This window comes from Roseovarius sp. (assembly GCF_965228755.1).
Lineage (GTDB): Bacteria > Pseudomonadota > Alphaproteobacteria > Rhodobacterales > Rhodobacteraceae > Roseovarius.
In genome coordinates this window covers 470,111-490,592 of record NZ_CBDDIG010000005.1, presented here as the reverse complement: position 1 = coordinate 490,592, position 20,482 = coordinate 470,111, and the positions used below count along the sequence as shown (strand labels likewise).

The following is a 20,482-nucleotide window of genomic DNA, read 5'->3' as shown; positions in this document are numbered from 1 at the left end:
GAACTTGCGGCTGCGCCACCGGTTGACCCTCCGATGGTGCAAATCGAAGACATGCTGTTCCAAAGCTGGGCCGACCTCTTCCGGGTGGTCCTCGTCGGCACGCTCGCCTATGCCGCGCTCGTCGCCATGCTGCGCATCTCCGGCAAGCGCACGCTGGCCAAGCTCAACGCCTTCGATCTCGTCGTCACCGTCGCCATCGGCTCCACGCTGGCCACCATCCTGCTCTCCAAGACCGTCACGCTCTTCGAAGGGCTCACCGCGCTCCTGCTGCTGATCGGCCTGCAATGGGCGGTCACCGCCACCTCGGTCCGCTCCGCCCGCGTCGCGCGGCTGGTCCGGTCCGAGCCGCAACTCCTCGTCTACCGCGGCGAGACCTGCGACGACGCCCTCCGGCGCGAGCGCGTCACCCGCTCCGAGCTCGACACCATCCTGCGCTCCGCCGGGCTCGCCTCTCCGGATCAGGCCCAGACGGTGGTCATCGAAAGCGACGGCTCCTTCTCCGTCACCGCCACCCCCGAGGCCGCGAAGGAAGAGAAACTCCCCGCCGGCGTCGGCGAAAAGGGCTCCGGCCCCGACTGACCGGCACGCGCCGGGCCGAGGGCCGGGACAAGGCCTGCCACCCGCCCCGACGACAGGCCGGCCCCGTCAATATCGTTGTTGTTCCGATCCTGAACTTGGCATACCCCTGAGAGCAACGCATTCAGGGAGGTTTCTCATGTCCGACAAGATTCATGAATTCGGCTTCGACACGCTGCAGATCCACGCCGGCTCGCGCCCCGACCCGGCCACCGGCGCCCGCCAGACGCCAATCTACCAAAGCACGGCCTACGTGTTCCGCGACGCCGAACATGCCGCCGCCCTCTTCAACCTCCAGGAAGTGGGCTACATCTACTCCCGCCTCACCAACCCCACCGTTGCTGTCCTTCAGGAACGCATCGCCACGCTCGAGGGCGGTTCCGGCGCCGTCTGCTGCTCCTCCGGCCACGCGGCCCAGATCATGGCGCTCTTCCCGCTCATGGGCCCGGGCAAGAACGTGGTCGTCTCCACCCGCCTCTACGGCGGCTCGGTCACGCAGTTCTCGCAAACCATCAAGCGCTTCGGCTGGTCGGCCAAGTTCGTCGACATCGACGACACCGACGCCGTGAAAGCCGCGATCGACGACGACACCCGCGCCGTCTTCTGCGAATCCATCGCCAACCCGGGCGGCCATATCGCCGATCTCGACACGCTGGCGAAAATCGCCGACGACGCCGGCCTGCCGCTCATCGTCGACAACACCTCCGCCACGCCCTACCTCTGCCGGCCCATCGAGCATGGCGCGACCCTCGTCGTCCACTCGATGACCAAGTTCCTCACCGGCAACGGCACCGTCACCGGCGGCTGCGTCGTCGATTCGGGCACGTTCGACTGGTCCGCCTCCGACAAGTTCCCCTCCCTCTCCGCGCCCGAGCCCGCCTATCACGGCCTCAAATTCCACGAGACGTTCGGGCCCCTGGCCTTCACCTTCCACGGCATCGCCATCGGCCTGCGCGACCTCGGCATGACCTTGAACCCCCAGGCCGCGCATTACACGCTGATGGGCATCGAAACCCTCAGCCTGCGCATGCAGAAACACGTGGAAAACGCCGAAACCGTCGCCGCCTGGCTCGAAAAGCACGACGCGGTCGAGGCCGTCACCTATGCCGGCCTCAAATCCTCGCCCTCCTACGACCGGGTGGCCAAGATCTGCCCCAAGGGCGCCGGCGGCCTCTTCACCATCGCGCTCAAGGGCGGCTACGAGGCCTGCGTCAAGCTGGTCGACAATCTCGAGCTCTTCAGCCACGTCGCCAACCTGGGCGACACCCGCTCGCTGGTGATCCACTCGGCCTCCACCACCCACCGCCAGCTCACCCCCGAACAGCAGACCGCCGCCGGTGCCGCGCCAAACGTGGTGCGCATCTCCATCGGGATCGAGGATGCCGACGACATCATCGCCGATCTCGACCAGGCCCTGAAAAAGGCATCAAGCTGACCCACTTAAAGCCTCCCGCCCCGCGCCCTATATACCCCTCGAAGGGGCGCGGGGCTTTGTCTTTCCCTCGGGGCCAAGCTGCGGTAAAATCGGTGGTCTCAAACGTATGTACCCGAGTGAACTCCTTGTGCTAAAGCGTTGCCGATGAAACCGAATTTCGCGCTGACACTTTCCTTTGACGGGATCAGCCTGCTGCACCGCACGCATGCAGGCTGGCATCTTGTCGGCGAGGTGGCGCTCAACGCCGAGGATCTGACGGCCGACCTGGCCGAGCTTACCTCCAAGGCGCGCATGCTCGACCCGACCGGCCTGCGCACCAAGCTGGTCCTGCCCGACGACCAGATCAAGTATCTCTCCCTCGAAAGCTCCGCCCGCGACGTCAACACCATCGAGGCCGAGGTGCGCGAGGCGCTTGACGGCGCCACGCCCTACCCGCTGCGCGACCTGTCCTACGACTGGTCGGTGCGCAACGGCCGGGTTCACGTCGCCGCCTGCGCCCGCGAAACCCTGGCCGAGGCCGAAAGCTTCGCGCAGGAACACAAGCTCAACCCGCTCTGCTTCGTCGCCATGCCCGCCGACGACGCGTTCGCGGGCGAGCCGTTCTTCGGCGAAACCGCCTATGCCGGCAAGGTCCTCGGCCCCGACGAATCGGTCGACCGCGAGAACGAGGTCATCCACATCGTCGGCGCCGCCCGCCTGCCCGAACCGGCCCCCGTGCCCGAGGCGACCGCCGATGCACAGCCGAAGGCTGATCCGGCCCAGAAAGCCACGCCGACCCCCGAGCCCCAATCGGCACCGGCCCCCGAACCCGAGCCCGAACCGACCCCCGAGCCCGAGCCGGCACCGGAACGCGTGACGGAAACCGAGGCAAAGCCGGTTGCCCAGCCACGGGCCGATGCCGACCCCGCCCCCAACGCCAAGCGCAACAAGAAGAACCGCAAGAAGGGCAAGGGGCGCCAGGCCCAACAGGAACAGCCACAGCCTGCCAGGCCACAGCCCGATCAGGCGTCGGCCACCGCGCGCCCGTCAGGCCCGGAACCCGCCGACGAGGCACCGGCGCACCAAGACGGCGACCAGCAAGCTGTCCCCGCCGTCGCCTTCACCTCGATCCGCACCGCGCCCCGCCCCGCACCCGAAAAGACACCGCAGCCCGCCGCGCCGCGCGGCCCGGGCAACCTGCCCGGCGCCCGCTTTACGCCGCCGCCCGTCTCCGGCATCAGCAACCCCGCACCGCCGGCCGACCGGCCGCCGAAGGTGGCGCCGCCACCCGAAAAAACCCCGGAAATGCCGCCGGCCAAGCTTGCGGCCTCCCTCGCCGCCGTGCCCGCGCCCGAACCCGAGACCGCGTTCGCGCCACGTCCGCAGGACGAGGAGTACACCGGTCAGCCCCCCGCGAGCCTCACGCCGGAAGCGCCTGAAGCAAAAGAGAAATCACGCATCGGCGGCTTCCTGTCCCGGCGCAATGCCTCCACCGGGCTGCCGGCCGCGAAAACCGCCGCCAAACCCCGGCAGCCTGTGCCCGCGCCACCTCCCGCGGACACCAGCATCGCCCCGGCGACAGAGCCGCAACCCACCGCCGCCGCCCGTTCCCTCGACGAAAAGGACCGGATGACCATTTTCGGCGCCCGCCGCTCGGAAAACATCCAGCCCGAGAAGCCGCGCTACATGGCGCTGATCTTCACCGCCATCCTCCTGCTCGTCCTCGTGGGCGTCGCCGCATGGGCGGCGCTTTTCCTCGACAACGGCGTCGCCGGCCTCTTCCGCACCGGCGACCCGGTGGAAACGGTCCAGCAGGCCGATCCCGATGCCGAGGCGGGCGCCATCGACGAGGCCGTCTCCGCCGCCTTGACCGATCAGACCGCCGAAGACCCGGTCGAGGGCGAGACCGGCACCGAAACCGCCGCCCTCTCGGGCAGCGATCCGGCCGAGCCCGACGCCTCCACCCCCCAGGTCGAACTTCTGGAAGAACCGCCGCCCTCCCCCCGGCCCGAGCTCGTCACCGAAGAGCTGACCCCCGACGAGGCCCGCGCCCGCTACGCGGCCACCGGCATCTGGCAAATGGCGCCCGAACCCTCACAGGTGCCGGGCGTTACGACTCTGGAGGATGTCTACCAGACCAACCTCGACCCCGAGGTGAACTTCTCCGACGCGGTCGCCCTGCCCGGGGCCGAGGAACTGACCCCCGGCGCCCGGCCCGTCACGCCCTCGGATCCGCCGCTGCCGGGCGTGCGTTACCAGCTCGACGAACGCGGCTTCATCGCCGCCACGCGGGAAGGCGCCGAAACCCCTGAAGGCGCCATCGTCTTCAGCGGCCCGCCGCCCATCATCCCGCCCGACACGCCGCCGCGCGCCTCGGCCGAGGTCGTCGACGGCCCTGCCGCCGCCGCGCCCGACAGCGCCACGATCCGCCCGCGCGCCCGTCCCGGCGACCTGCAGGAGACCCGCGAACGCTCGATCCTCGGCGGCCGGACCCGCACGGAACTGGCCAGCTTCCGCCCCCGCCTGCGCCCGAAAAGCGACCAGCAGCGCGCGGTCGAGGCGCTGGCCCGGGAAACCGGCATCGACCCCGACAGCGCCGACCCGATGGCCACCGCCACCGAACAGGCCGTCGCCGCCTCGCTCAAGCCGCAGAACCGGCCCACCGGGTTCGAGACCATCATCGCCGACGCCCGCAAGGCCGCCGCCGCCGCGCAGCAGGCCGCCGCCGCCCAGCCCGTCAGCCGCGAACAGCGCGTCGCCGTCAGCATCCCGACCGCCACTTCCGTCGCCCGCGCGGCGACCGAGCGCAAACAGATTTCCCTGAGAAAACTGAACCTTATCGGCGTCTACGGCAAACCCAGCAGCCGTCGCGCCCTGGTCCGCATGGCCAATGGCAGCTATCAGAAGGTGCAGGTGGGGGATCGCCTCGATGGCGGCCAGGTCGCCGCCATCGGCGAGAGCGAGCTGCGCTACGTCAAGGGCGGCCGCTCCGTCGTTCTGAAAATGCCCCAGGGCTAGCCCCGGGACGGCGAAGGGCGGCAACCCGCCCCTCGCCCCGGCCGGCCTCAGCCCGCCTTCAACTCGCCACTGTCGATCTGCTCCTGTTCGATCGATTCGAAGAGCGCCTTGAAGTTGCCCTCGCCGAACCCGTCATCGCCCTTGCGCTGGATGAACTCGAAGAAGATCGGCCCGATCACGGTTTTCGAGAAGATCTGCAACAGGATCTTCGTCTCCCCGCCATCGACCACGCCTTCCCCGTCGATCAGGATGCCGTGTTTCTTCATCCGGTCGATCGGCTCTTCATGGCCGGTCACCCGCTCCTTCGACAGCTCGTAATAGGTGTCCGGCGGCCCCGGCATGAACTTCACGCCCATCTCGGCAATCGCATCGGTCGAGCCATAGATATCCTCGGTCCCCACCGCGATGTGCTGAATTCCCTCGCCGTTGTACTTTTTCAGGTAGGACACGATCTGCCCGGTCTCGCCGCGGTCCTCGTTGATCGGGATGCGGATCCGGCCACAGGGCGAGGTCAGCGCGCGGCTGTAAAGCCCGGTGAACTTGCCCTCGATATCGAAGAACCGGATTTCCTTGAAGTTGAACAGGTCCCCGTAGAACCGGAACCACTTGTCCATGTTCCCCTTGAACACGTTATGCGTCAGGTGATCGAGGTAATAGAACCCCACGCCCTTCGGCTTCGACACTTCAAGCCATTGATATTCCTCGTTATAGGGCGAGGTGTCGTAATACTGGTCGATGAAATAGATCAGGCTCCCCCCGATCCCGTAGATCGCCGGAACATCAAGGACCTTGCCACCCCCCTCATACGGCTCGGCACCCTTGGCCACCGCATGCTCGAACGCGTGCTGCGCATCCACCACGCGCCAGCCCATCGACGGCGCGCAAGGCCCGTGCTCGTTCACGAATTTCTGGCCGAAGCTGCCTTTCTCGGCGTTCACGACATAGGTGATATCGCCCTGCTGCCACAGCTCGATATCCTTCTCCTTGTGCCGCGCCACCTTCTGATAACCCATCGAGGCGAACAGCGTCCGCAGCTCCTCCGGGTCAGGGTGCGCGAACTCGACGAATTCGAACCCGTCCGTGCCGGCGGGGTTCTCCTCGGTGACTTTCGATTGCGGGCGGTCATGCGGGAACGGTCCCATTGGCGCATCTCCTTCGCGGTTGCTCCTGTTCAGGACCAATATACCGCATGCCACATACGCGATGCGCGCATTCACGCCCGGATTTCACATGACTATTGCGGGGGATTTGCAATTCCGTCGCAGAATCCGCATAATATCCGCATATGCTTGATGAAACCGATATCCGCCTGCTCTCCGCCCTCCAGAAGAACGCGCAGCTCACCGCGCAGGATCTCGGCGCCGAGCTCGGCCTCTCGCCCAGCCAGGCCGGCCGCCGCCGGCAGCGGCTGGAATCCAGCGGCCTGATCCGCGGCTATTCCGCCAAGCTCGACCCCGCCCAGCTCGGCCTTGCCATCCAGGCCTTCGTGCAGGTCGAACTCATCAGCCACGGCCCCGAACAGGGCGGCTCCTTCACCCGCCTGCTCGACACAAGGCCCGAAGTCGTCAGCGCCTGGACCCTGACGGGCAATGCCGATTACCTCCTCCGCGTCTATTGCGAGGATCTCCCCGCGCTCAACCGCCTGATCCACGAAATCCTTCTGCCGCACGCCGCCGTCGCCAAGGTGCAAAGCCAGATCGTCATGGACCAGTGCAAACCCGACGCGCCCCTGCCATTATGACCGCAACATCATTACGAAGGACTTAACATTTCATGGAAGGTTTCCTGTTCCAGGCCACGATTTTCCTCGCCGCCGCGGTGATCGCGGTGCCGCTCGCGGCGCGGCTGGGGCTGGGCTCGGTCCTGGGCTACCTCGCCGCCGGCATCCTGATCGGCCCGGTCCTCGGCTTCGTGGCGGGGCACGAGACCGAAGAACTCCAGCATTTCGCCGAATTCGGCGTGGTCATGATGCTCTTCCTCATCGGGCTCGAGCTCGAACCCCGCGCGCTCTGGGACATGCGGCACCGACTGATCGGCCTCGGCGGGCTCCAGATCACGCTGACCACGCTCGCCGTCATGGCCGGCGCGATGGCGCTCGGCATCGGATGGAGCATTTCGCTCGCCATCGGCCTCGTCTTCGCCCTCTCCTCGACCGCCATCGTGCTGCAGACCCTGTCGGAAAAGGGGCTGATGCAGACCGGCGGCGGTCGTTCGGCCTTCTCCGTCCTGCTGACACAGGACATCGCGGTCATCCCGATGCTGGCACTGATCCCGCTCCTCGCCATGCCCAAGACGCCCGACATGATCCTGGGCGAGACCATCAAGCGTGTCCGCGAGGGCGAGACCGCGGCCCATTCGGAAGGCGCGCACGAGGCGGCCGCCACCTTCATCCAGAGCCTGCCGGGCTGGGGCGTCACCCTTGTCACGCTGGCGGCAGTGGCGGCGATCATCCTCACCGGCATCTACCTGACGCGGCCCGTCTTCCACTACATCCACACCGCCCGCCTGCGCGAAATGTCGACGGCGCTGGCCCTGCTCATTGTCGTGGGCATCGCCTTCCTGATGAACGTGGTGGGCCTCTCCCCGGCGCTCGGCGCCTTCCTGGCCGGGGTCGTCCTCGCCTCCAGCGAATTCCGTCACGAACTGGAAAGCGATATCGAGCCGTTCAAGGGCCTGCTGCTCGGGCTGTTCTTCATTACCGTCGGCGCAGGTATCAATTTTACGATCCTCTTTGCCAATTTCTTCACAGTAATCGGCCTTGCACTTTCAATAATCATACTAAAGGGCGCGATCCTCTATTTCCTTGGCCGCATCTTCACACTGCGCGGCCGCACCCTGTGGCTCTTCACCCTGTCGCTGGCCCAGGCGGGCGAATTCGGCTTCGTCCTGATCTCCTTCTCGGGTCAACAGAACGTCATTCCCCGAGCCATGACCGAGATGTTGCTCCTCGTCGTCGCGATCACCATGCTGATCACGCCGCTGCTCTTCATCCTCTACGACTGGCTGTCCAACCGCATCGACGACGGGTCCGATGCCCATGAACCCGACGAGATCGACGCGCGCGGCCCGGTCATCATCGCCGGCATCGGCCGGTTCGGCCAGGTGGTCAACCGCCTCGTCCGCTCCAGCGGCTTCGAAACCGTGGTCCTCGACCATGACCTCGCCGCCATCCAGAGGATGCGCCGCTTCGGCATCAAGGGCTTCCTCGGCGATCCCTCCCGCCCCGAACTGCTCCATGCCGCCGGGCTGAAGGATGCCAAGGTGCTCGTAGTCGCCCTCGACAACCCCGAGGCCACCACCCGGCTGGTCAGTTTCGCCCGCCGCGAACGGCCCGACCTGCACATCGTCGCCCGCGCCCGCGACCGCACGCATGTCTTCCGTCTCTACCAGGCCGGCGCCGACGACATCGTCCGCGAGCTGTTCGACAGCTCGCTCCGCGCGGGGCGTTATGTCCTTGAAAACATGGGGCTCTCAGAATTCGAGGCGTCCCAGCTCGAAAAGACCTTCTACAAGCACGACCGCCATTCCGTCCGCGAACTGGCCACCCTTTGGGATCCCGAACTGCCCACGGTCGAGAACGCGGCCTACATTTCCCGCGCCAAGGATCTCGAATCGGAACTCCAGACCATGCTGCTCTCCCAACTGGAAGAGACGGCCGCCAACGACCTGCCCGACAAGGACACCGACGGCGCCTAGCCCCCCGACACGCCCGCCTCGGCAAAGGTGGCCATGCCGGAATGACAGGCCACCGCCCCCTTCAGCACGCCGATCGCCAGCGCCCCGCCCGAGCCTTCGCCCAGCCGCATCCCCATCGCCAGAAGCGGCTCCTTCCCGAGCCGTTCGAGAAGCGCCGGATGCGCCGCTTCGGCGCTCACATGGCCCGCCACCGCGTGGTCGAGCGCGCCCTTCCGCGTGACTGCGAGGCAGGCCGCCGCCGCCGTACAGATGAACCCGTCCAGGATCACCGGTATCCGCAGCCCCCTGGCCCGCACCATCGCCCCGGCCATCGCGGCTATCTCCCGCCCGCCAAGGCAGCGCAGCACCTCCAGCCCGTCCGCGCCACAGCCGGCATTGGCCGCCACCGCGCGCGCCACCACGTCGGCCTTCAGCCTGAGCGCCTCGTCGCTGACCCCTGTGCCCCGGCCGGTCCAGTCGCCCGCCTCGCCGCCATAAAGCGCCAGCGCCATCGCCGCGGCGGCCGTCGTGTTGCCGATCCCCATCTCGCCGACGACAAGCAAATCCGCTTCCGGATCAACGGCTTCCCAGCCGGTCTTCAAGGCCGCCACGAACTCTTCCGCCGCCATTGCCGGTCCTTGCGTGAAATCCGCCGTGGGCCGCTCCAGCTCCAGCGCATGCACATCCATCCGCGCGCCAAATGCATTGGCCAGCTGGTTGATCGCCGCGCCACCGGCCTCGAAATTCGCCACCATCTGCGCGGTCACATCGGCCGGGAAGGCCGAGATCCCCTGCGCCGTCACCCCGTGATTACCCGCGAAAACAATCACTTGCGGCCTGGAGATGACCGGCTTTGCATCCCCCCGCCACGCGCAGTACCACGCCGCCAGGTCCTCGAGCCGGCCCAGCGCGCCCGGGGGCTTGGTCAGCTGGCCATTGCGCTCCTGCGCGGCCGCCCGCGCCGCGGCGTCTTCTTCCGGAAGGTCCTGCAACAGCTGCGAAAACGCCTCGACCGACCCGAAATCCTGATGCATACCTGTCCCCGTCATTCCCGTTTCCGCCCGTTTACCCCAGCCCGTACCCCGAGACAGCCCCAAAAGAGGCACCGGCATGCACAAAAACGAAACCGCTCTCGTTGCCCCGTCGGATATCGCCACGGCCCTCGGCCTGCTCTCCCGCCTGCCGGTCCCGCCCGCCGACATGGAGCGCACGGCGGCGGCCGCCTGGGCCTACCCGGTGGCCGGGCTGATCCTCGGCGGGCTGGCCGCGCTGGCCGGCGCCATTGCCCATACCCTCGGATTACCTTCGCCCCTCACGGCCCTGATCGCGCTCAGTTTTCTGATCCTCGCCACCGGCGCCATGCACGAGGACGGGCTGGCCGACACCGCCGACGGGCTCTGGGGCGGCTGGACCCGCGACCGCCGGCTCGAGATCATGAAGGACAGCCATATCGGCACCTATGGCGTGGTGGCCCTTGTCCTGTCGCTGGCCGCCCGCTGGGCCGCGCTTTCCCTGCTCTACGAAGCCGGCGGCGGCATCGCGGCCGCGGCCCTGATCACCGCCGCCGCGCTCTCCCGCGCCGCCATGCCGCTCCTGATGGCCCGCCTGCCCCATGCCCGTGCCGGGGGCCTCTCGCACAGCGTGGGCCCCGTGCCCGAGCGCACGGCGTGGCTGGCGCTGGCCATCGCCGCCCTCGCCGCCCTCCTCCTCGCCGGGTGGAGCGGCCTGCCCGCCATCTTCTGGGCCCTCGCCGCGGCACTGGCCATCGGCTTTCTCGCCCGCTCCATGATCGGCGGTCAGACCGGCGACATCCTCGGCGCGACCCAGCAGGTGGCCGAGATCGCCATCCTCTTCAGCCTCGTCACCTGAGCCCCGATCACGCCCCCGAAAACGCCAAAGGCCGCACCCGGAACGGGCACGGCCTTCGCACGTTTATCTCAATGTCGCCGGGCGGTTACGCCGCGCGCGACACCAGCACTTCGTCGACCTTCTTGGCCGCCTGCACCTCGTCGCCACCGCTCACGGCGGCCACTTCGCGGGTCAGGCGCTCCAGCGCGGCCTCGTAAAGCTGGCGCTCGGAATAGCTCTGCTCGCGCTGGTCGTCGGTGCGGTGCAGGTCGCGCACCACCTCGGCAATCGCGATCAGGTCGCCGGAATTGATCTTCTGTTCGTATTCCTGCGCGCGGCGCGACCACATGGCGCGCTTCACCCGGGCCTTGCCCTTCAGCGTGCTCATGGCCTTCGACACCACGTCCGGGCTCGACAGGCTCCGCATGCCGATCTCGGCCGCCTTGTTCGTCGGCACCCGCAGGGTCATCTTGTCCTTTTCGAACGAAATCACGAACAGTTCCAGCTCGATCCCGGCAATCTCCTGCTTCTCGATCGAGACGATCTGCCCCACGCCATGGGCGGGGTAGACAACGTAATCGTCAGGCCGAAACTCGGATTTCTTGGATTTGCTCATTCAGTCTTTCCTCATCATGCAAACCGTCGCAGACAGCGCATTGGGCACGTCCCAGGGGATGTGGGGATCCGATGAGCCGATGCAACAGGCGCAGAAATATCCATTCCCAAATGTGTCTCGGGTGAATGGATACCAGCCGGTGTTCTTCATATGTCATAAAATCATAGCATAAAAATGCGACATCTGGAAGCACAATCACTTGATCCGCCGCATTCTGCCTTTGAAACAAAGGCCTTACACGACAGTCCTCAAGTCGATTCAAGCCCGCGCAAGGCCGTCTTCCATCGAATCAGCTGAACCGCCCGGTTCAGCCCCCCTCGCCCGGGGTTTCCGAGAAATACTTGGCCAGCTTGCCCTCTTCCCCGTCGCGCTCGTCGGCATTGGGAAGCTGGTCCTTCTTGGTGATGATCACCGGCCACATCTCGGAATACTTGCGGTTGAACTCCACCCATTCTTCCATGTCCGGCTCGGTATCGGGCCGAATCGCGTCGGCCGGGCATTCCGGCTCGCACACGCCACAGTCGATGCATTCGTCGGGGTGGATCACCAGCATGTTCTCGCCCTCGTAGAAACAGTCCACGGGGCACACCTCGACACAGTCGGTGTATTTGCATTCGATGCAGTTATCGATCACCACGTAAGTCATCTGGCGGGTTCATCCTTGATATCTCGCGCCTGAACTAATCCAGAGCCCCGGATCATTCAAGCGTATCAGGGCGATTGAGGTCGAGTTTGCGGCGTTCCCGTTTCGTGGGCCGCCCTTTTCCCTCGTAGCGCGGCGCAGCCGGAACACTGTTCGCCTCCTCGCGCTCGGGCGGGGCCAGGTCCTCGTAAAGCGCCTGCGCCTCGGGCGCCGGCCCGCGCCGCTCACCCAGCGCCACGATCCGGATCACCCGCACCTGCCGGGCCTGCGGGAAGGTCAGCACGTCGCCCGCGCCCACCGCATGGGCGGGCTTGGCCACTTTCTGGCTATTCACCCGCACATGCCCGCCCGAGACAAGCTTCGCCGAAAGGCCCCGCGTCTTGAAGAACCGCGCCTGCCATAGCCACTTGTCGAGGCGGATCTTGCCCGGGCCTTGTGTCACCGAACCATCAGCTCTTGTCCTTCAACCCCATCAGCGCGGCGGCAAAGGGGTTGTCGGGGTCGATCCGGTCCTTCTTCTCGGGGCGGGAGGAATAATTGCGCGCGCCCTTCTGCTCGGGCTTGGCGCCCCGGGGCTTGCCCTTGGGCTTGCGGCCCTGGCCTCGCTCCTGCCCGCGCTCCTGGCCCTTCTCCTGCCCCTGCGGCTTGCCCTGCCGGCGCTGGTGGTTCTGCCGGTTGGCCTTGGGCCGCCCGGCCCAGGTGAAGGTATAGTAAATCTCCAGCTCGGGCTGGGCCACCTCCGCCGGCGTCTCGCCGGGCAGGATCTCCTCCTCGGGCGTCGCGGGGATTTCCGCCGCGTCCTCGGGCGCCTCGGCGGGCTCTGCCGCCACCGGCGCCTCGCCTTCGTCGGCAATCTCCTCGACCTTGTCCTCGGCGGTCTCCGCCGGCGCATCCGCAGCCTCCGGCACGTGGCCCGCCGCGGCCTCGGCGGCATCCATCACCGGCGCATCCGCACCCTCCGGCGCATCGCCGGCCTCGCCCGCGTCCATCACCGGCGCTTCACCGGCCTCGGCCGCCGCCGCCTCGTCGGCAGAGGCATCGGCCACCGCCTGATCGACCGGTTTCACCTTCTCGCGCTCGGCCCGCTCGGCCTTGTAGCCCAGCCCCTGCATCAGGTCGGCGAACTGCTCCAGCGTCATGCCGGTGATCGACAGCATGTCGGCCTTGGCCTCGAACCCGCCCCGGCTGTCCTCGGCCCGCAGCATGTCGGCCAGCCGCTCCAGCATGTCGATCCGGATCGCCCGCTCGCCCGCCGCGCGATAGCCGGCCATGGCGTAATACCCTTCAGTCGTCTCGGTCGCCGGCACCGTCACCAGCCCCGGCGGCGGCGACTCGGGGAACTCGTCCAGCCCCTTCGACAGCGACCACAGCACCAGCCGCAACCGCGTCGGCGCGGGCTTCAGCAATAGCGGCATGAAAATCGTGAACTGCCCGAACCGCACACCGTGCTTGCGCAGCGCCCCGCGCGATTCCTGGTCCAGCGCCTTGACCTCGTCGGCCACCTGCCCCCGCGGGATCACCCCGAAATTCTCGACCATGCGGAAGCCGAAGCCCCGCGCCAGCCCGGCCAGCGCCTCGTCGCGCTGGATGTTCAGCAGCGGCTCGAACAGCGTGGCGATCTTGCGGTCGATGAAATGCTGCAGGCGCCGCTGCACCTTCTGCATCACCTCGGGCCCGGCGGTGTCGTCCACATAGGCCGAAACCCCCGGCTTCAGCGGGTCCGACCCGGCGACAAGCTTGCCCACTGCCTGGTCGCCCCACATCAGGCCACCCTGCTCGGTGAAATCGATCTCGGTGTCCGGCGCATTGTAGAACCGGTCCGCCCGCAGGTGGAAATGCGGGCTCAGCGCCTGCAAACTCGCCTGCTGCAGCGTCTTGGCCTCCTGCCCGGCGGCCGCCTTGTCCTGGATGAAACGGAATCCTTCCAGCCGGCCGACGAATTCGCCCTCGACCGTCACTTCACCGGTATCGTTCACTTCGGCCACGATGGCCTCCTTCTGCTTGAGCCGCCTGAGCAGCACCGAGGTGCGCCTGTCGACAAATCTCTGCGTCAAGGCGCCGTGCAGCGCATCCGACAGGCGGTCTTCTACCGCGCGAGTCGCCTCGCGCCAATGGGTTTCGTTCTCGATCCAGCCATTCCGCTGGGCCACGTATGTCCACGTCCGGATATAGGCCAGACGTTTGCTCAACGTATCAATGTCGCCTTCGGTTCGGTCGATTCGGCGAACTTGCCGCGAAAACCAGTCTTCCGAGACCCGCCCGCGCTCGTGCAGGTCGCAATAGATCGTCTCCAGAAGCCCGGCATGCTCGGCATGGCTGATGCCCCGGAAATCCGGCACCCGACACACGTCCCAGAGCAGGCGCACCGACGGCCCGTCGCTCGCCCGCGCCCGCACCTCGGCCACCTCCGCCAGCGTCTTCAGCGCGCCAAGATCGTCGGCCTGCCGCGCCTTGGCCAGCCGCTCGTTGTCGGGCCGCGCCTCCAGCGAGGCGATCAGCGCATCCAGGTGCCCGAAGCTCAGCGCCGGGTTCCGCCATTCCAGCTTCTGGATCGGCGCGAACCTGTGATCCATGATCGCCTGCGCCACCTCCGGGTCGAGGTCGGGCGCCTCTCCGGTCACCCCGAACGTGCCGTTGCTCATCCCCCGGCCCGCCCGGCCCGCGATCTGCGCCAGCTCGTTGGGCTGCAACGCCCGCATCCGCCGCCCGTCGAATTTCGTCAGGGAAGAGAACGCCACGTGATCGATATCGAGGTTCAGCCCCATCCCGATCGCATCCGTCGCCACGAGGTAATCGACGTCCCCGTTCTGGTAGAGCTCCACCTGCGCATTCCGCGTCCGGGGGGATAGCGCCCCCATCACCACCGCCGCCCCGCCCTTCTGGCGGCGCAACAGCTCTGCGATGGCATAGACATTCTCCACCGAGAACCCCACGATCGCACTCCTCGCCGGCATCTTCGGGATCTTCTTCGAGCCCGTGTACATGAGTTGCGACATCCGCTCGCGCCCCACGAACTCGACCTGCGGCACCAGCGCGGCAATCGCCCCCCGCATCGTGTGCGAGCCCAAGAACTGCGTCTCGTGCTGCCCCCGCATCCGCAGCAGCCGGTCGGTGAACACATGCCCCCGCTCCGGGTCGGCACAAAGCTGGATCTCGTCGACGGCCACGAAATCGGCGCCCATCCCCTCCGGCATCGCCTCCACCGTGCAGACCCAGTACTGCGTCCGCTCCGGCACGATCCGTTCCTCGCCGGTGACCAGCGCCACAACCGAGGGCCCGCGCACCTTGACGATCTTGTCATACACCTCCCGCGCCAACAGGCGCAGCGGCAGACCGATCACCCCGGTCCGGTAGCCCAGCATCCGCTCGATCGCGAAATGGGTCTTGCCCGTGTTCGTCGGCCCCAGAACCGCAAGGGTTCTTGACTGCTCGGCCATGCGACCGCTCCGTAATTGATCAGAGATCTGCGCCGCCGGCCCGGCTTCCCAGATGTTCAAGGGTCTCGGTTACCTCCGCGTGATGCGGATGTATAGCCAGAACCCGCTCGAAGGCCTCGACGGCCAGGTCGAACCGGTCGATCTCGCCCAGGATGGCGCCCAGCGCGGCAATCGCCTCGAAATGCCGCGGTTCCAGCGCCAGCGTGCGTTCAAGATCGGCCACCGCCGGCCCGAACATCTCGGCCCGCGCCAGGGCCACGGCACGCCGGTGCCAGCCCTCGGCGAAATCCGGCGCATGATCGGTCAGCGCGGTGAAATGGCCGATGGCCGCCTCCATGTCGCCCGCCTCCAGCGCGTCCGTCCCGCGCTTCAAAAGCAGGTCCATCGCCGGCGAGCCCGATTTCGACCATTCCATCTCGATATCCCGCGCCACCCGGCGCGCCCCGGCGGGGTCGGCATCCTGCAACTGGCCATACAGCCGGTCGAGCTTCTCCCGGTCCGCCGCCCATGAAACGGTTGAAAACAGGACTATCGCCAGAACCGACGCAACGGTACGATTGAGAAATTGGAATGACATGCCCATAACACCCCTGAATTTAGCGCCCGTCGCGGGGAATCATAGCCCCCCGATGGCAATACCGGAGGAAATTGAACATGAGTGATGTGATCGACAGCGCCGTCGCGGCCCTCAAGCCCAAGGTCGGCGACGGGTTCGACGACGGCACCGCCAAGTTCGTGATCGAAGGCGAAGGCGCCATCATGATCGACGAGAACGGCGTGCGCGAAGGCGACGAGGAGGCCGACGTGACCCTCACCGCCGAGGCCGAGACCTTCCAGGCCATCCTCGAAGGCGATCTCGACCCCACCTCCGCCTTCATGTCCGGCAAGCTCAGCGTCGACGGCGACATGGGCCTCGCCATGAAGCTCGGTTCCGTCCTCGCGTGACCGAAACCGCCCCCTTCTTCGACGAGATGTCCGACGGGCCCGGCGGCGGCCGGGCCTGGTGGGCCGAGACCGAAGACGGCACCCGCATCCGCCTTGGCCTCTGGCGGCACGAGGGGGCGCGCGGCACGGTGTTCCTCTTCCCCGGCCGCACCGAGTATATCGAAAAATACGGCCGTGCCGCCCGCGACCTCGCGGCCCAAGGGCTCGCCACCTTCACCATCGACTGGCGCGGCCAGGGCCTGGCCGACCGGCTCGTCGATGACGCGATGGCCGGCCACGTGATGCAGTTCACCGACTACCAGCACGATGTCCGCGCCATGCTCGCCGCGGCCGAAGAGCTCGACCTGCCCCGCCCGTGGCATCTGCTCGGGCATTCCATGGGCGGCTGCATCGGCCTGCGCGCGGCGATGGAAGGGATGCCCGTCGCCTCCTGCGTCTTCTCCGGGCCGATGTGGGGCATACGCATCGCCGACGCCCTGCGGCCCGTCGCCTGGTCGCTGTCCTGGACCTCCAAGCGCCTCGGCATGGGCCACCGCTACGCCCCCGGCACGGCGGGCGGCAATTACGTGCTCACCGAACCCTTCGAGACCAACAAGCTCACCCGCGACCGCGAGATGTACGACTACATGACCCGTCATCTCACCGACCGGCCCGAGCTCGGCCTCGGCGGCCCCAGCCTGCACTGGCTGCACGAGGCGCTGATGGAAACCCGCGCGCTGGCCCGCCTGCCCTCGCCCGACCTGCCCTGCCTCACCATCATGGGCTCGGACGAGGATATCGTCGACGTCCCCCGCATCCGCCAGCGGATGGCGGCCTGGCCCGGCGGCCGGCTCGAGGTGATCGAGGGCGGCCGCCACGAGGTGATGATGGACGACCCCGAAACCCGCGCCACGGTCTTCGGCCTGATGGGCGATTTCTTCGCCTCACACGGCAGCGTCGCCACCCCCGCCTGAGCCCCCTTTCCCCCCGCCGGAACCGGGCTATCCTTCGCCCATGGTTCTGGAATTCAAACCACAGGGCATCTACTGCCCGGCGGGCGATTTCTTCATCGACCCGTGGCGCCCCGTCGACCGGGCGCTCATCACCCATGGCCATGCCGACCATGCGCGCCCCGGCCACTCCCGCTACCTCGCCACCGCCGCCGCGGCCCCCGTCATGCATCACCGCCTCGGCGAGATCACCCTCGATACCGTCGATTATGGCGAGACACGGCAAATCGGCGGGGCGAGCGTCTCCTTCCACCCGGCGGGCCACGTCCCCGGCTCCGCCCAGATCCGCGTGGAGGTGAAGGGCCAGGTCTGGGTCGTCTCCGGCGACTACAAGACCGAGGCCGACCGCCTCTCCGAGCCATTCGAACCCGTCCGCTGCCACAGCTTCATCACCGAATGCACCTTCGGCCTGCCCGTGTTCACATGGGCCCCCGAACCCGAGGTCGCCGCCGAACTCAACCGCTGGTGGGCCGACAACGCCGCAAACGGGCGCTTCTCCCTCCTCGGCGCCTATTCCCTCGGCAAGGCCCAGCGCGTCCTGTCGCTCCTCGACCCGGAAATCGGCCCCATCCTCACCCACGGCGCCGTGGAAAACACCAACGCCGTCCTGCGCGGGCAGGGTCTCCCCCTCCCCGACACCATCCACGTCACCCCCGACACCAAGGCGGCCGACCACCAAGGCGCCCTCGTCCTCGCCCCGCCCGGCGCGCTCTCCACGCCATGGGCCCGCCGCTTCCGCCCCGCCTCCACCGGCTTCGCCTCCGGCTGGATGCGCCTGCGCGGCGTCCGCCGTCGCCGCGCCGTCGACCGCGGCTTCGTCATGTCCGACCACGCCGACTGGGACGGGCTGAACGCCGCCATCAAGGCCACCGGCGCCGAAACCATCTACGCCACCCACGGCTACACCGACATCTTCGCCCGCTGGCTCACCGAACAGGGCTACGACGCCCATGTCGTCCCGACCGAGTTCACCGGCGAATCCCTCGACACCACCGACGACGACCCGGCAGGGGACACCGCCGCATGATCCGCCTCGCCCTCCTGCTCCTCCTCCTCGCCACGCCCGCGCCGGCGCAACCCGTCTGCGTCTGCCTCAAATGCCTGACCCAGCTCTATGACAGCTACTGGGCCCCGGCCGGCTCCATGAAACCCACCATCCTGCCCGGCCAGTGCTTCACCGCCCGTACCGTCTTCGACCCCGTCGATCTAACCCCCGGCACCATCGTCATTTTCCGCCACCCCGCCACCGACGCGCCATTCTTCAAACGGATCGTCGCCACCGCCGGCCAGACCGTCCAGATGCGCGAGGGCCGTCTCCATATCGACGGCACCCCGGTCCCCACGTCCGAAGCCGGCACCTTCACCGAACCCAACACCCCGTCCGACCACAGCGGCGCCCTGCCCCGCTGCGCCAACGCCCCCGCCCCCGGCGGCGACTGCACCAAGACCCGCCTGACCGAAACCCTCGGCCACCAAAGCTACGACATCCTCGACGCAGGCCCCGGCCCGCTCGACAACACGCCCCCCGTCACCGTCCCCGAGGGCCATATCTTCGTGCTCGGCGACAACCGCGACAATTCCGTCGACAGCCGCCTCACCGACATCTCCGGCGGCCTCGGCCCCGTCCCGATCGAGAACGTCACCGGCCTCCTCGACGAGGTCCGCCCGTGAAACGCTTCGCCGCCCTCTACGCCACCATCGACCAGACCACCAAGACCACCCGCAAGGTCGAGGCGCTGGCCGCCTACCTCTCCGAGGCCCCCGAGGATGACCGCCTCTGGACCATCGCGCTCTTCTCCGGCCGCCGCCCCCGCCGCACCATCACCACCACCCGCCTGCGCGAATGGGCGGCCGAACGCGCCGGCATCCCCCTCTGGCTCTTCGAGGAAAGCTACCCCATCGTCGGCGATCTTGCCGAGACCATCGCCCTCGTCCTGCCCGAACCCACCGAGACGCATGACGACAGCCTCACCACCTGGATCACCCGCCTCCGCGCCCTCGACGCCGCCCCCGAAGACGACCGCAAAACCGCCATCCTCGACGCCTGGAACCGGATGGAGCCGCTCGAACGGCTCGTCTTCAACAAGCTCCTCACCGGCGGCTTCCGCGTCGGCATCTCCCGCAAACTGATGACCCGCGCGCTGGCCCAGGCCACCGGCCAGGACGAGGCCCAGCTCGCCCACCGCCTCATGGGCGACTGGACGCCGGAAACCACCAGCTACCACAGCCTCATCGAAGCCGAGGACAAGGCGGCGGAACTCTCCCGCCCCTACCCCTTCTGCCTCGCCTACGGGCTCGACGAGGCCACCCCCCACAGCCTCGGCCAACCCGCCGACTGGCACGCCGAATGGAAATGGGACGGCATCCGCGGCCAGCTCATCCTCCGCGGCGCCGAGCACTTCGTCTGGTCCCGCGGCGAGGAACTGATGACCGACCGCTTCCCGGAACTCGCCCGCGCCCGCGACTTCCTCCCCGAAGGCACCGTCATCGACGGCGAGATCGTCGCCTGGGAAGACCCCCACCCCCTCCCCTTCAACGCCCTGCAGAAACGCATCGGCCGCAAGACCGTCCCGAAGAAGCTCCTCAAGGAAGCCCCCGTCATCCTCCTCGCCTACGACCTGCTCGAGGAAAACGGCCACGACCTCCGCGACCTCCCCTTCACCACCCGCCGCGCGCGCCTCGACGCCCTCCTGCAAGACCTGCCCCCCGACGCCCCCCTGCGCCCCTCGCGCCTCATCCCCTTCACATCATGGGACGACCTCGCCCAAACCCGCGCCACCGCCCGCGATCACCGCGCCGAAGGGCTCATGCTCAAACGCGGCGACAGCCCCTATCACGTCGGCCGCAAGAAGGGCGACTGGTGGAAATGGAAGCTCGACCCGCTGACCATCGACGCCGTCATGATCTACGCCCAGCAGGGCCACGGCCGCCGCGCCAACCTCTTTACCGATTTCACCTTCGCCGTCTGGTCCGGCAACGATCTCGTGCCCTTCACCAAGGCCTATTCCGGCCTCACCGATACCGAGTTCCGCAAGATCACCGCCTGGGTCCGCAAGAACACCCTGCAGCGTTTCGGCCCCGTCCGGCAGGTCCGCCCCGAGCATGTGTTCGAGATCGCCTTCGAGGGCATCTTCGAAAGCCCCCGCCACAAATCCGGCATCGCGCTGCGCTTCCCCCGCATGGCCCGCTGGCGCCACGACAAGCCGGTGCAGGAGGCCAACTCCCTCGACGACCTCCACGCCCTGCTGTCGCAATACGGCTGAATCCGCCTTCCCCGACGTCAAATCCCGCGCTAACATCGCTCTCGATTTAGATAGCGAT

Annotated in this window: 18 protein-coding genes; 11 read left to right on the top strand and 7 right to left on the bottom strand. The window is 67.6% G+C overall.

Features of this window, described 5'->3' with window-relative positions:
• Positions 1-33: 33 nt before the first annotated feature.
• From ACO07J_RS05700 to ACO07J_RS05690, 3 genes are all read left to right on the top strand, one after another.
• Positions 34-579 carry a DUF421 domain-containing protein gene (locus ACO07J_RS05700; protein WP_422027121.1) on the top strand — a complete coding sequence of 182 codons (546 nt, stop codon included), beginning with the start codon at positions 34-36 and terminating at the stop codon, positions 577-579.
• 136 nt (positions 580-715) lie between these two features.
• Positions 716-2,011: an O-acetylhomoserine aminocarboxypropyltransferase/cysteine synthase family protein gene (locus ACO07J_RS05695; protein WP_422027119.1), complete on the top strand. Its 1,296-nt coding sequence runs from the start codon at positions 716-718 to the stop codon at positions 2,009-2,011.
• A 144-nt stretch (positions 2,012-2,155) separates the two neighbouring features.
• The gene (locus ACO07J_RS05690; RefSeq protein WP_422027117.1) at positions 2,156-5,008 is read left to right on the top strand and encodes a hypothetical protein; all 2,853 of its coding nucleotides are present in this window, start codon (positions 2,156-2,158) and stop codon (positions 5,006-5,008) included.
• A gap of 47 nt (positions 5,009-5,055) precedes the next feature.
• On the opposite strand, the gene hppD is transcribed toward ACO07J_RS05690, so the two are convergent.
• Positions 5,056-6,150 (bottom strand): 4-hydroxyphenylpyruvate dioxygenase, encoded by a 1,095-nt coding sequence (hppD, locus tag ACO07J_RS05685; RefSeq protein ID WP_422027115.1) that lies wholly within the window; start codon positions 6,148-6,150, stop codon positions 5,056-5,058.
• Between the two features lie 143 nt (positions 6,151-6,293).
• Here hppD and ACO07J_RS05680 point away from each other — a divergent pair, with 143 nt between their 5' ends.
• A complete protein-coding gene (locus tag ACO07J_RS05680; protein WP_422027113.1) occupies positions 6,294-6,749 on the top strand; it encodes an Lrp/AsnC family transcriptional regulator in 456 nt (151 codons plus the stop codon).
• Positions 6,750-6,781: 32 nt separating this feature from the next.
• Positions 6,782-8,704, top strand: a complete 1,923-nt coding sequence (locus ACO07J_RS05675; protein ID WP_422027111.1) for a monovalent cation:proton antiporter-2 (CPA2) family protein — start codon at positions 6,782-6,784, stop codon at positions 8,702-8,704.
• On the opposite strand, the gene cobT is transcribed toward ACO07J_RS05675, so the two are convergent.
• Complete coding sequence (cobT, locus tag ACO07J_RS05670; RefSeq protein ID WP_422029709.1) at positions 8,701-9,717, bottom strand: nicotinate-nucleotide--dimethylbenzimidazole phosphoribosyltransferase; 1,017 nt, start codon at positions 9,715-9,717, stop codon at positions 8,701-8,703. The two genes, ACO07J_RS05675 and cobT, sit on opposite strands and share 4 nt — an antisense overlap.
• A gap of 76 nt (positions 9,718-9,793) precedes the next feature.
• Between cobT and cobS the strand changes: the two genes are divergently transcribed.
• The gene (gene cobS, locus ACO07J_RS05665) at positions 9,794-10,552 is read left to right on the top strand and encodes an adenosylcobinamide-GDP ribazoletransferase (RefSeq protein ID WP_422027109.1); all 759 of its coding nucleotides are present in this window, start codon (positions 9,794-9,796) and stop codon (positions 10,550-10,552) included.
• Between the two features lie 85 nt (positions 10,553-10,637).
• Here cobS and ACO07J_RS05660 read toward each other — a convergent pair whose 3' ends face one another.
• From ACO07J_RS05660 to ACO07J_RS05640, 5 genes are all read right to left on the bottom strand, one after another.
• Positions 10,638-11,147 carry a CarD family transcriptional regulator gene (locus tag ACO07J_RS05660; protein WP_300892078.1) on the bottom strand — a complete coding sequence of 170 codons (510 nt, stop codon included), beginning with the start codon at positions 11,145-11,147 and terminating at the stop codon, positions 10,638-10,640.
• 307 nt (positions 11,148-11,454) lie between these two features.
• Entirely contained in the window at positions 11,455-11,793 is a 339-nt protein-coding gene (fdxA, locus tag ACO07J_RS05655; RefSeq protein ID WP_300892077.1) for a ferredoxin FdxA, read from the bottom strand.
• 52 nt (positions 11,794-11,845) lie between these two features.
• A complete protein-coding gene (locus tag ACO07J_RS05650; protein ID WP_422027106.1) occupies positions 11,846-12,232 on the bottom strand; it encodes an RNA-binding S4 domain-containing protein in 387 nt (128 codons plus the stop codon).
• A gap of 7 nt (positions 12,233-12,239) precedes the next feature.
• The gene (locus ACO07J_RS05645; RefSeq protein ID WP_422027104.1) at positions 12,240-15,227 is read right to left on the bottom strand and encodes a helicase-related protein; all 2,988 of its coding nucleotides are present in this window, start codon (positions 15,225-15,227) and stop codon (positions 12,240-12,242) included.
• 19 nt (positions 15,228-15,246) lie between these two features.
• On the bottom strand, positions 15,247-15,804 hold the full coding sequence (locus ACO07J_RS05640; protein ID WP_422027102.1) for a hypothetical protein: 558 nt from the start codon (positions 15,802-15,804) through the stop codon (positions 15,247-15,249).
• Between the two features lie 77 nt (positions 15,805-15,881).
• On the opposite strand from ACO07J_RS05640, the gene ACO07J_RS05635 reads away from it, so the two are divergent.
• Genes ACO07J_RS05635 through ACO07J_RS05615 form a run of 5 tightly spaced genes read left to right on the top strand, consistent with a single transcriptional unit; the run spans position 15,882 to position 20,424 of the window.
• Entirely contained in the window at positions 15,882-16,172 is a 291-nt protein-coding gene (locus ACO07J_RS05635) for an SCP2 sterol-binding domain-containing protein (protein WP_422027100.1), read from the top strand.
• Complete coding sequence (locus ACO07J_RS05630) at positions 16,169-17,125, top strand: alpha/beta fold hydrolase (RefSeq protein ID WP_422027098.1); 957 nt, start codon at positions 16,169-16,171, stop codon at positions 17,123-17,125. Before ACO07J_RS05635 ends, ACO07J_RS05630 begins: the two co-directional genes overlap by 4 nt.
• A 40-nt stretch (positions 17,126-17,165) precedes the next feature.
• Positions 17,166-18,188 (top strand): ligase-associated DNA damage response exonuclease, encoded by a 1,023-nt coding sequence (locus ACO07J_RS05625; RefSeq protein ID WP_422027096.1) that lies wholly within the window; start codon positions 17,166-17,168, stop codon positions 18,186-18,188.
• Positions 18,185-18,832 (top strand): signal peptidase I, encoded by a 648-nt coding sequence (gene lepB, locus ACO07J_RS05620; RefSeq protein WP_422027094.1) that lies wholly within the window; start codon positions 18,185-18,187, stop codon positions 18,830-18,832. The genes ACO07J_RS05625 and lepB overlap by 4 nt, the downstream gene beginning before the upstream one ends.
• A complete protein-coding gene (locus tag ACO07J_RS05615; protein WP_422027092.1) occupies positions 18,829-20,424 on the top strand; it encodes an ATP-dependent DNA ligase in 1,596 nt (531 codons plus the stop codon). Before lepB ends, ACO07J_RS05615 begins: the two co-directional genes overlap by 4 nt.
• The last annotated feature ends 58 nt before the right edge of the window (positions 20,425-20,482 follow it).

Bases quoted from the DNA above. Each gene is read 5' to 3' on its own strand.
- ACO07J_RS05700 (WP_422027121.1), top strand. From the start codon at position 34: ATGGTGCAAATCGAAGACATGCTGTTCCAAAGCTGGGCCGACCTCTTC.
- ACO07J_RS05695 (WP_422027119.1), top strand. From the start codon at position 716: ATGTCCGACAAGATTCATGAATTCGGCTTCGACACGCTGCAGATCCAC.
- ACO07J_RS05690 (WP_422027117.1), top strand. From the start codon at position 2,156: ATGAAACCGAATTTCGCGCTGACACTTTCCTTTGACGGGATCAGCCTG.
- hppD (WP_422027115.1), bottom strand. From the start codon at position 6,150: ATGGGACCGTTCCCGCATGACCGCCCGCAATCGAAAGTCACCGAGGAG.
- ACO07J_RS05680 (WP_422027113.1), top strand. From the start codon at position 6,294: ATGCTTGATGAAACCGATATCCGCCTGCTCTCCGCCCTCCAGAAGAAC.
- ACO07J_RS05675 (WP_422027111.1), top strand. From the start codon at position 6,782: ATGGAAGGTTTCCTGTTCCAGGCCACGATTTTCCTCGCCGCCGCGGTG.
- cobT (WP_422029709.1), bottom strand. From the start codon at position 9,717: ATGCATCAGGATTTCGGGTCGGTCGAGGCGTTTTCGCAGCTGTTGCAG.
- cobS (WP_422027109.1), top strand. From the start codon at position 9,794: ATGCACAAAAACGAAACCGCTCTCGTTGCCCCGTCGGATATCGCCACG.
- ACO07J_RS05660 (WP_300892078.1), bottom strand. From the start codon at position 11,147: ATGAGCAAATCCAAGAAATCCGAGTTTCGGCCTGACGATTACGTTGTC.
- fdxA (WP_300892077.1), bottom strand. From the start codon at position 11,793: ATGACTTACGTGGTGATCGATAACTGCATCGAATGCAAATACACCGAC.
- ACO07J_RS05645 (WP_422027104.1), bottom strand. From the start codon at position 15,227: ATGGCCGAGCAGTCAAGAACCCTTGCGGTTCTGGGGCCGACGAACACG.
- ACO07J_RS05640 (WP_422027102.1), bottom strand. From the start codon at position 15,804: ATGTCATTCCAATTTCTCAATCGTACCGTTGCGTCGGTTCTGGCGATA.
- ACO07J_RS05635 (WP_422027100.1), top strand. From the start codon at position 15,882: ATGAGTGATGTGATCGACAGCGCCGTCGCGGCCCTCAAGCCCAAGGTC.
- ACO07J_RS05625 (WP_422027096.1), top strand. From the start codon at position 17,166: ATGGTTCTGGAATTCAAACCACAGGGCATCTACTGCCCGGCGGGCGAT.
- lepB (WP_422027094.1), top strand. From the start codon at position 18,185: ATGATCCGCCTCGCCCTCCTGCTCCTCCTCCTCGCCACGCCCGCGCCG.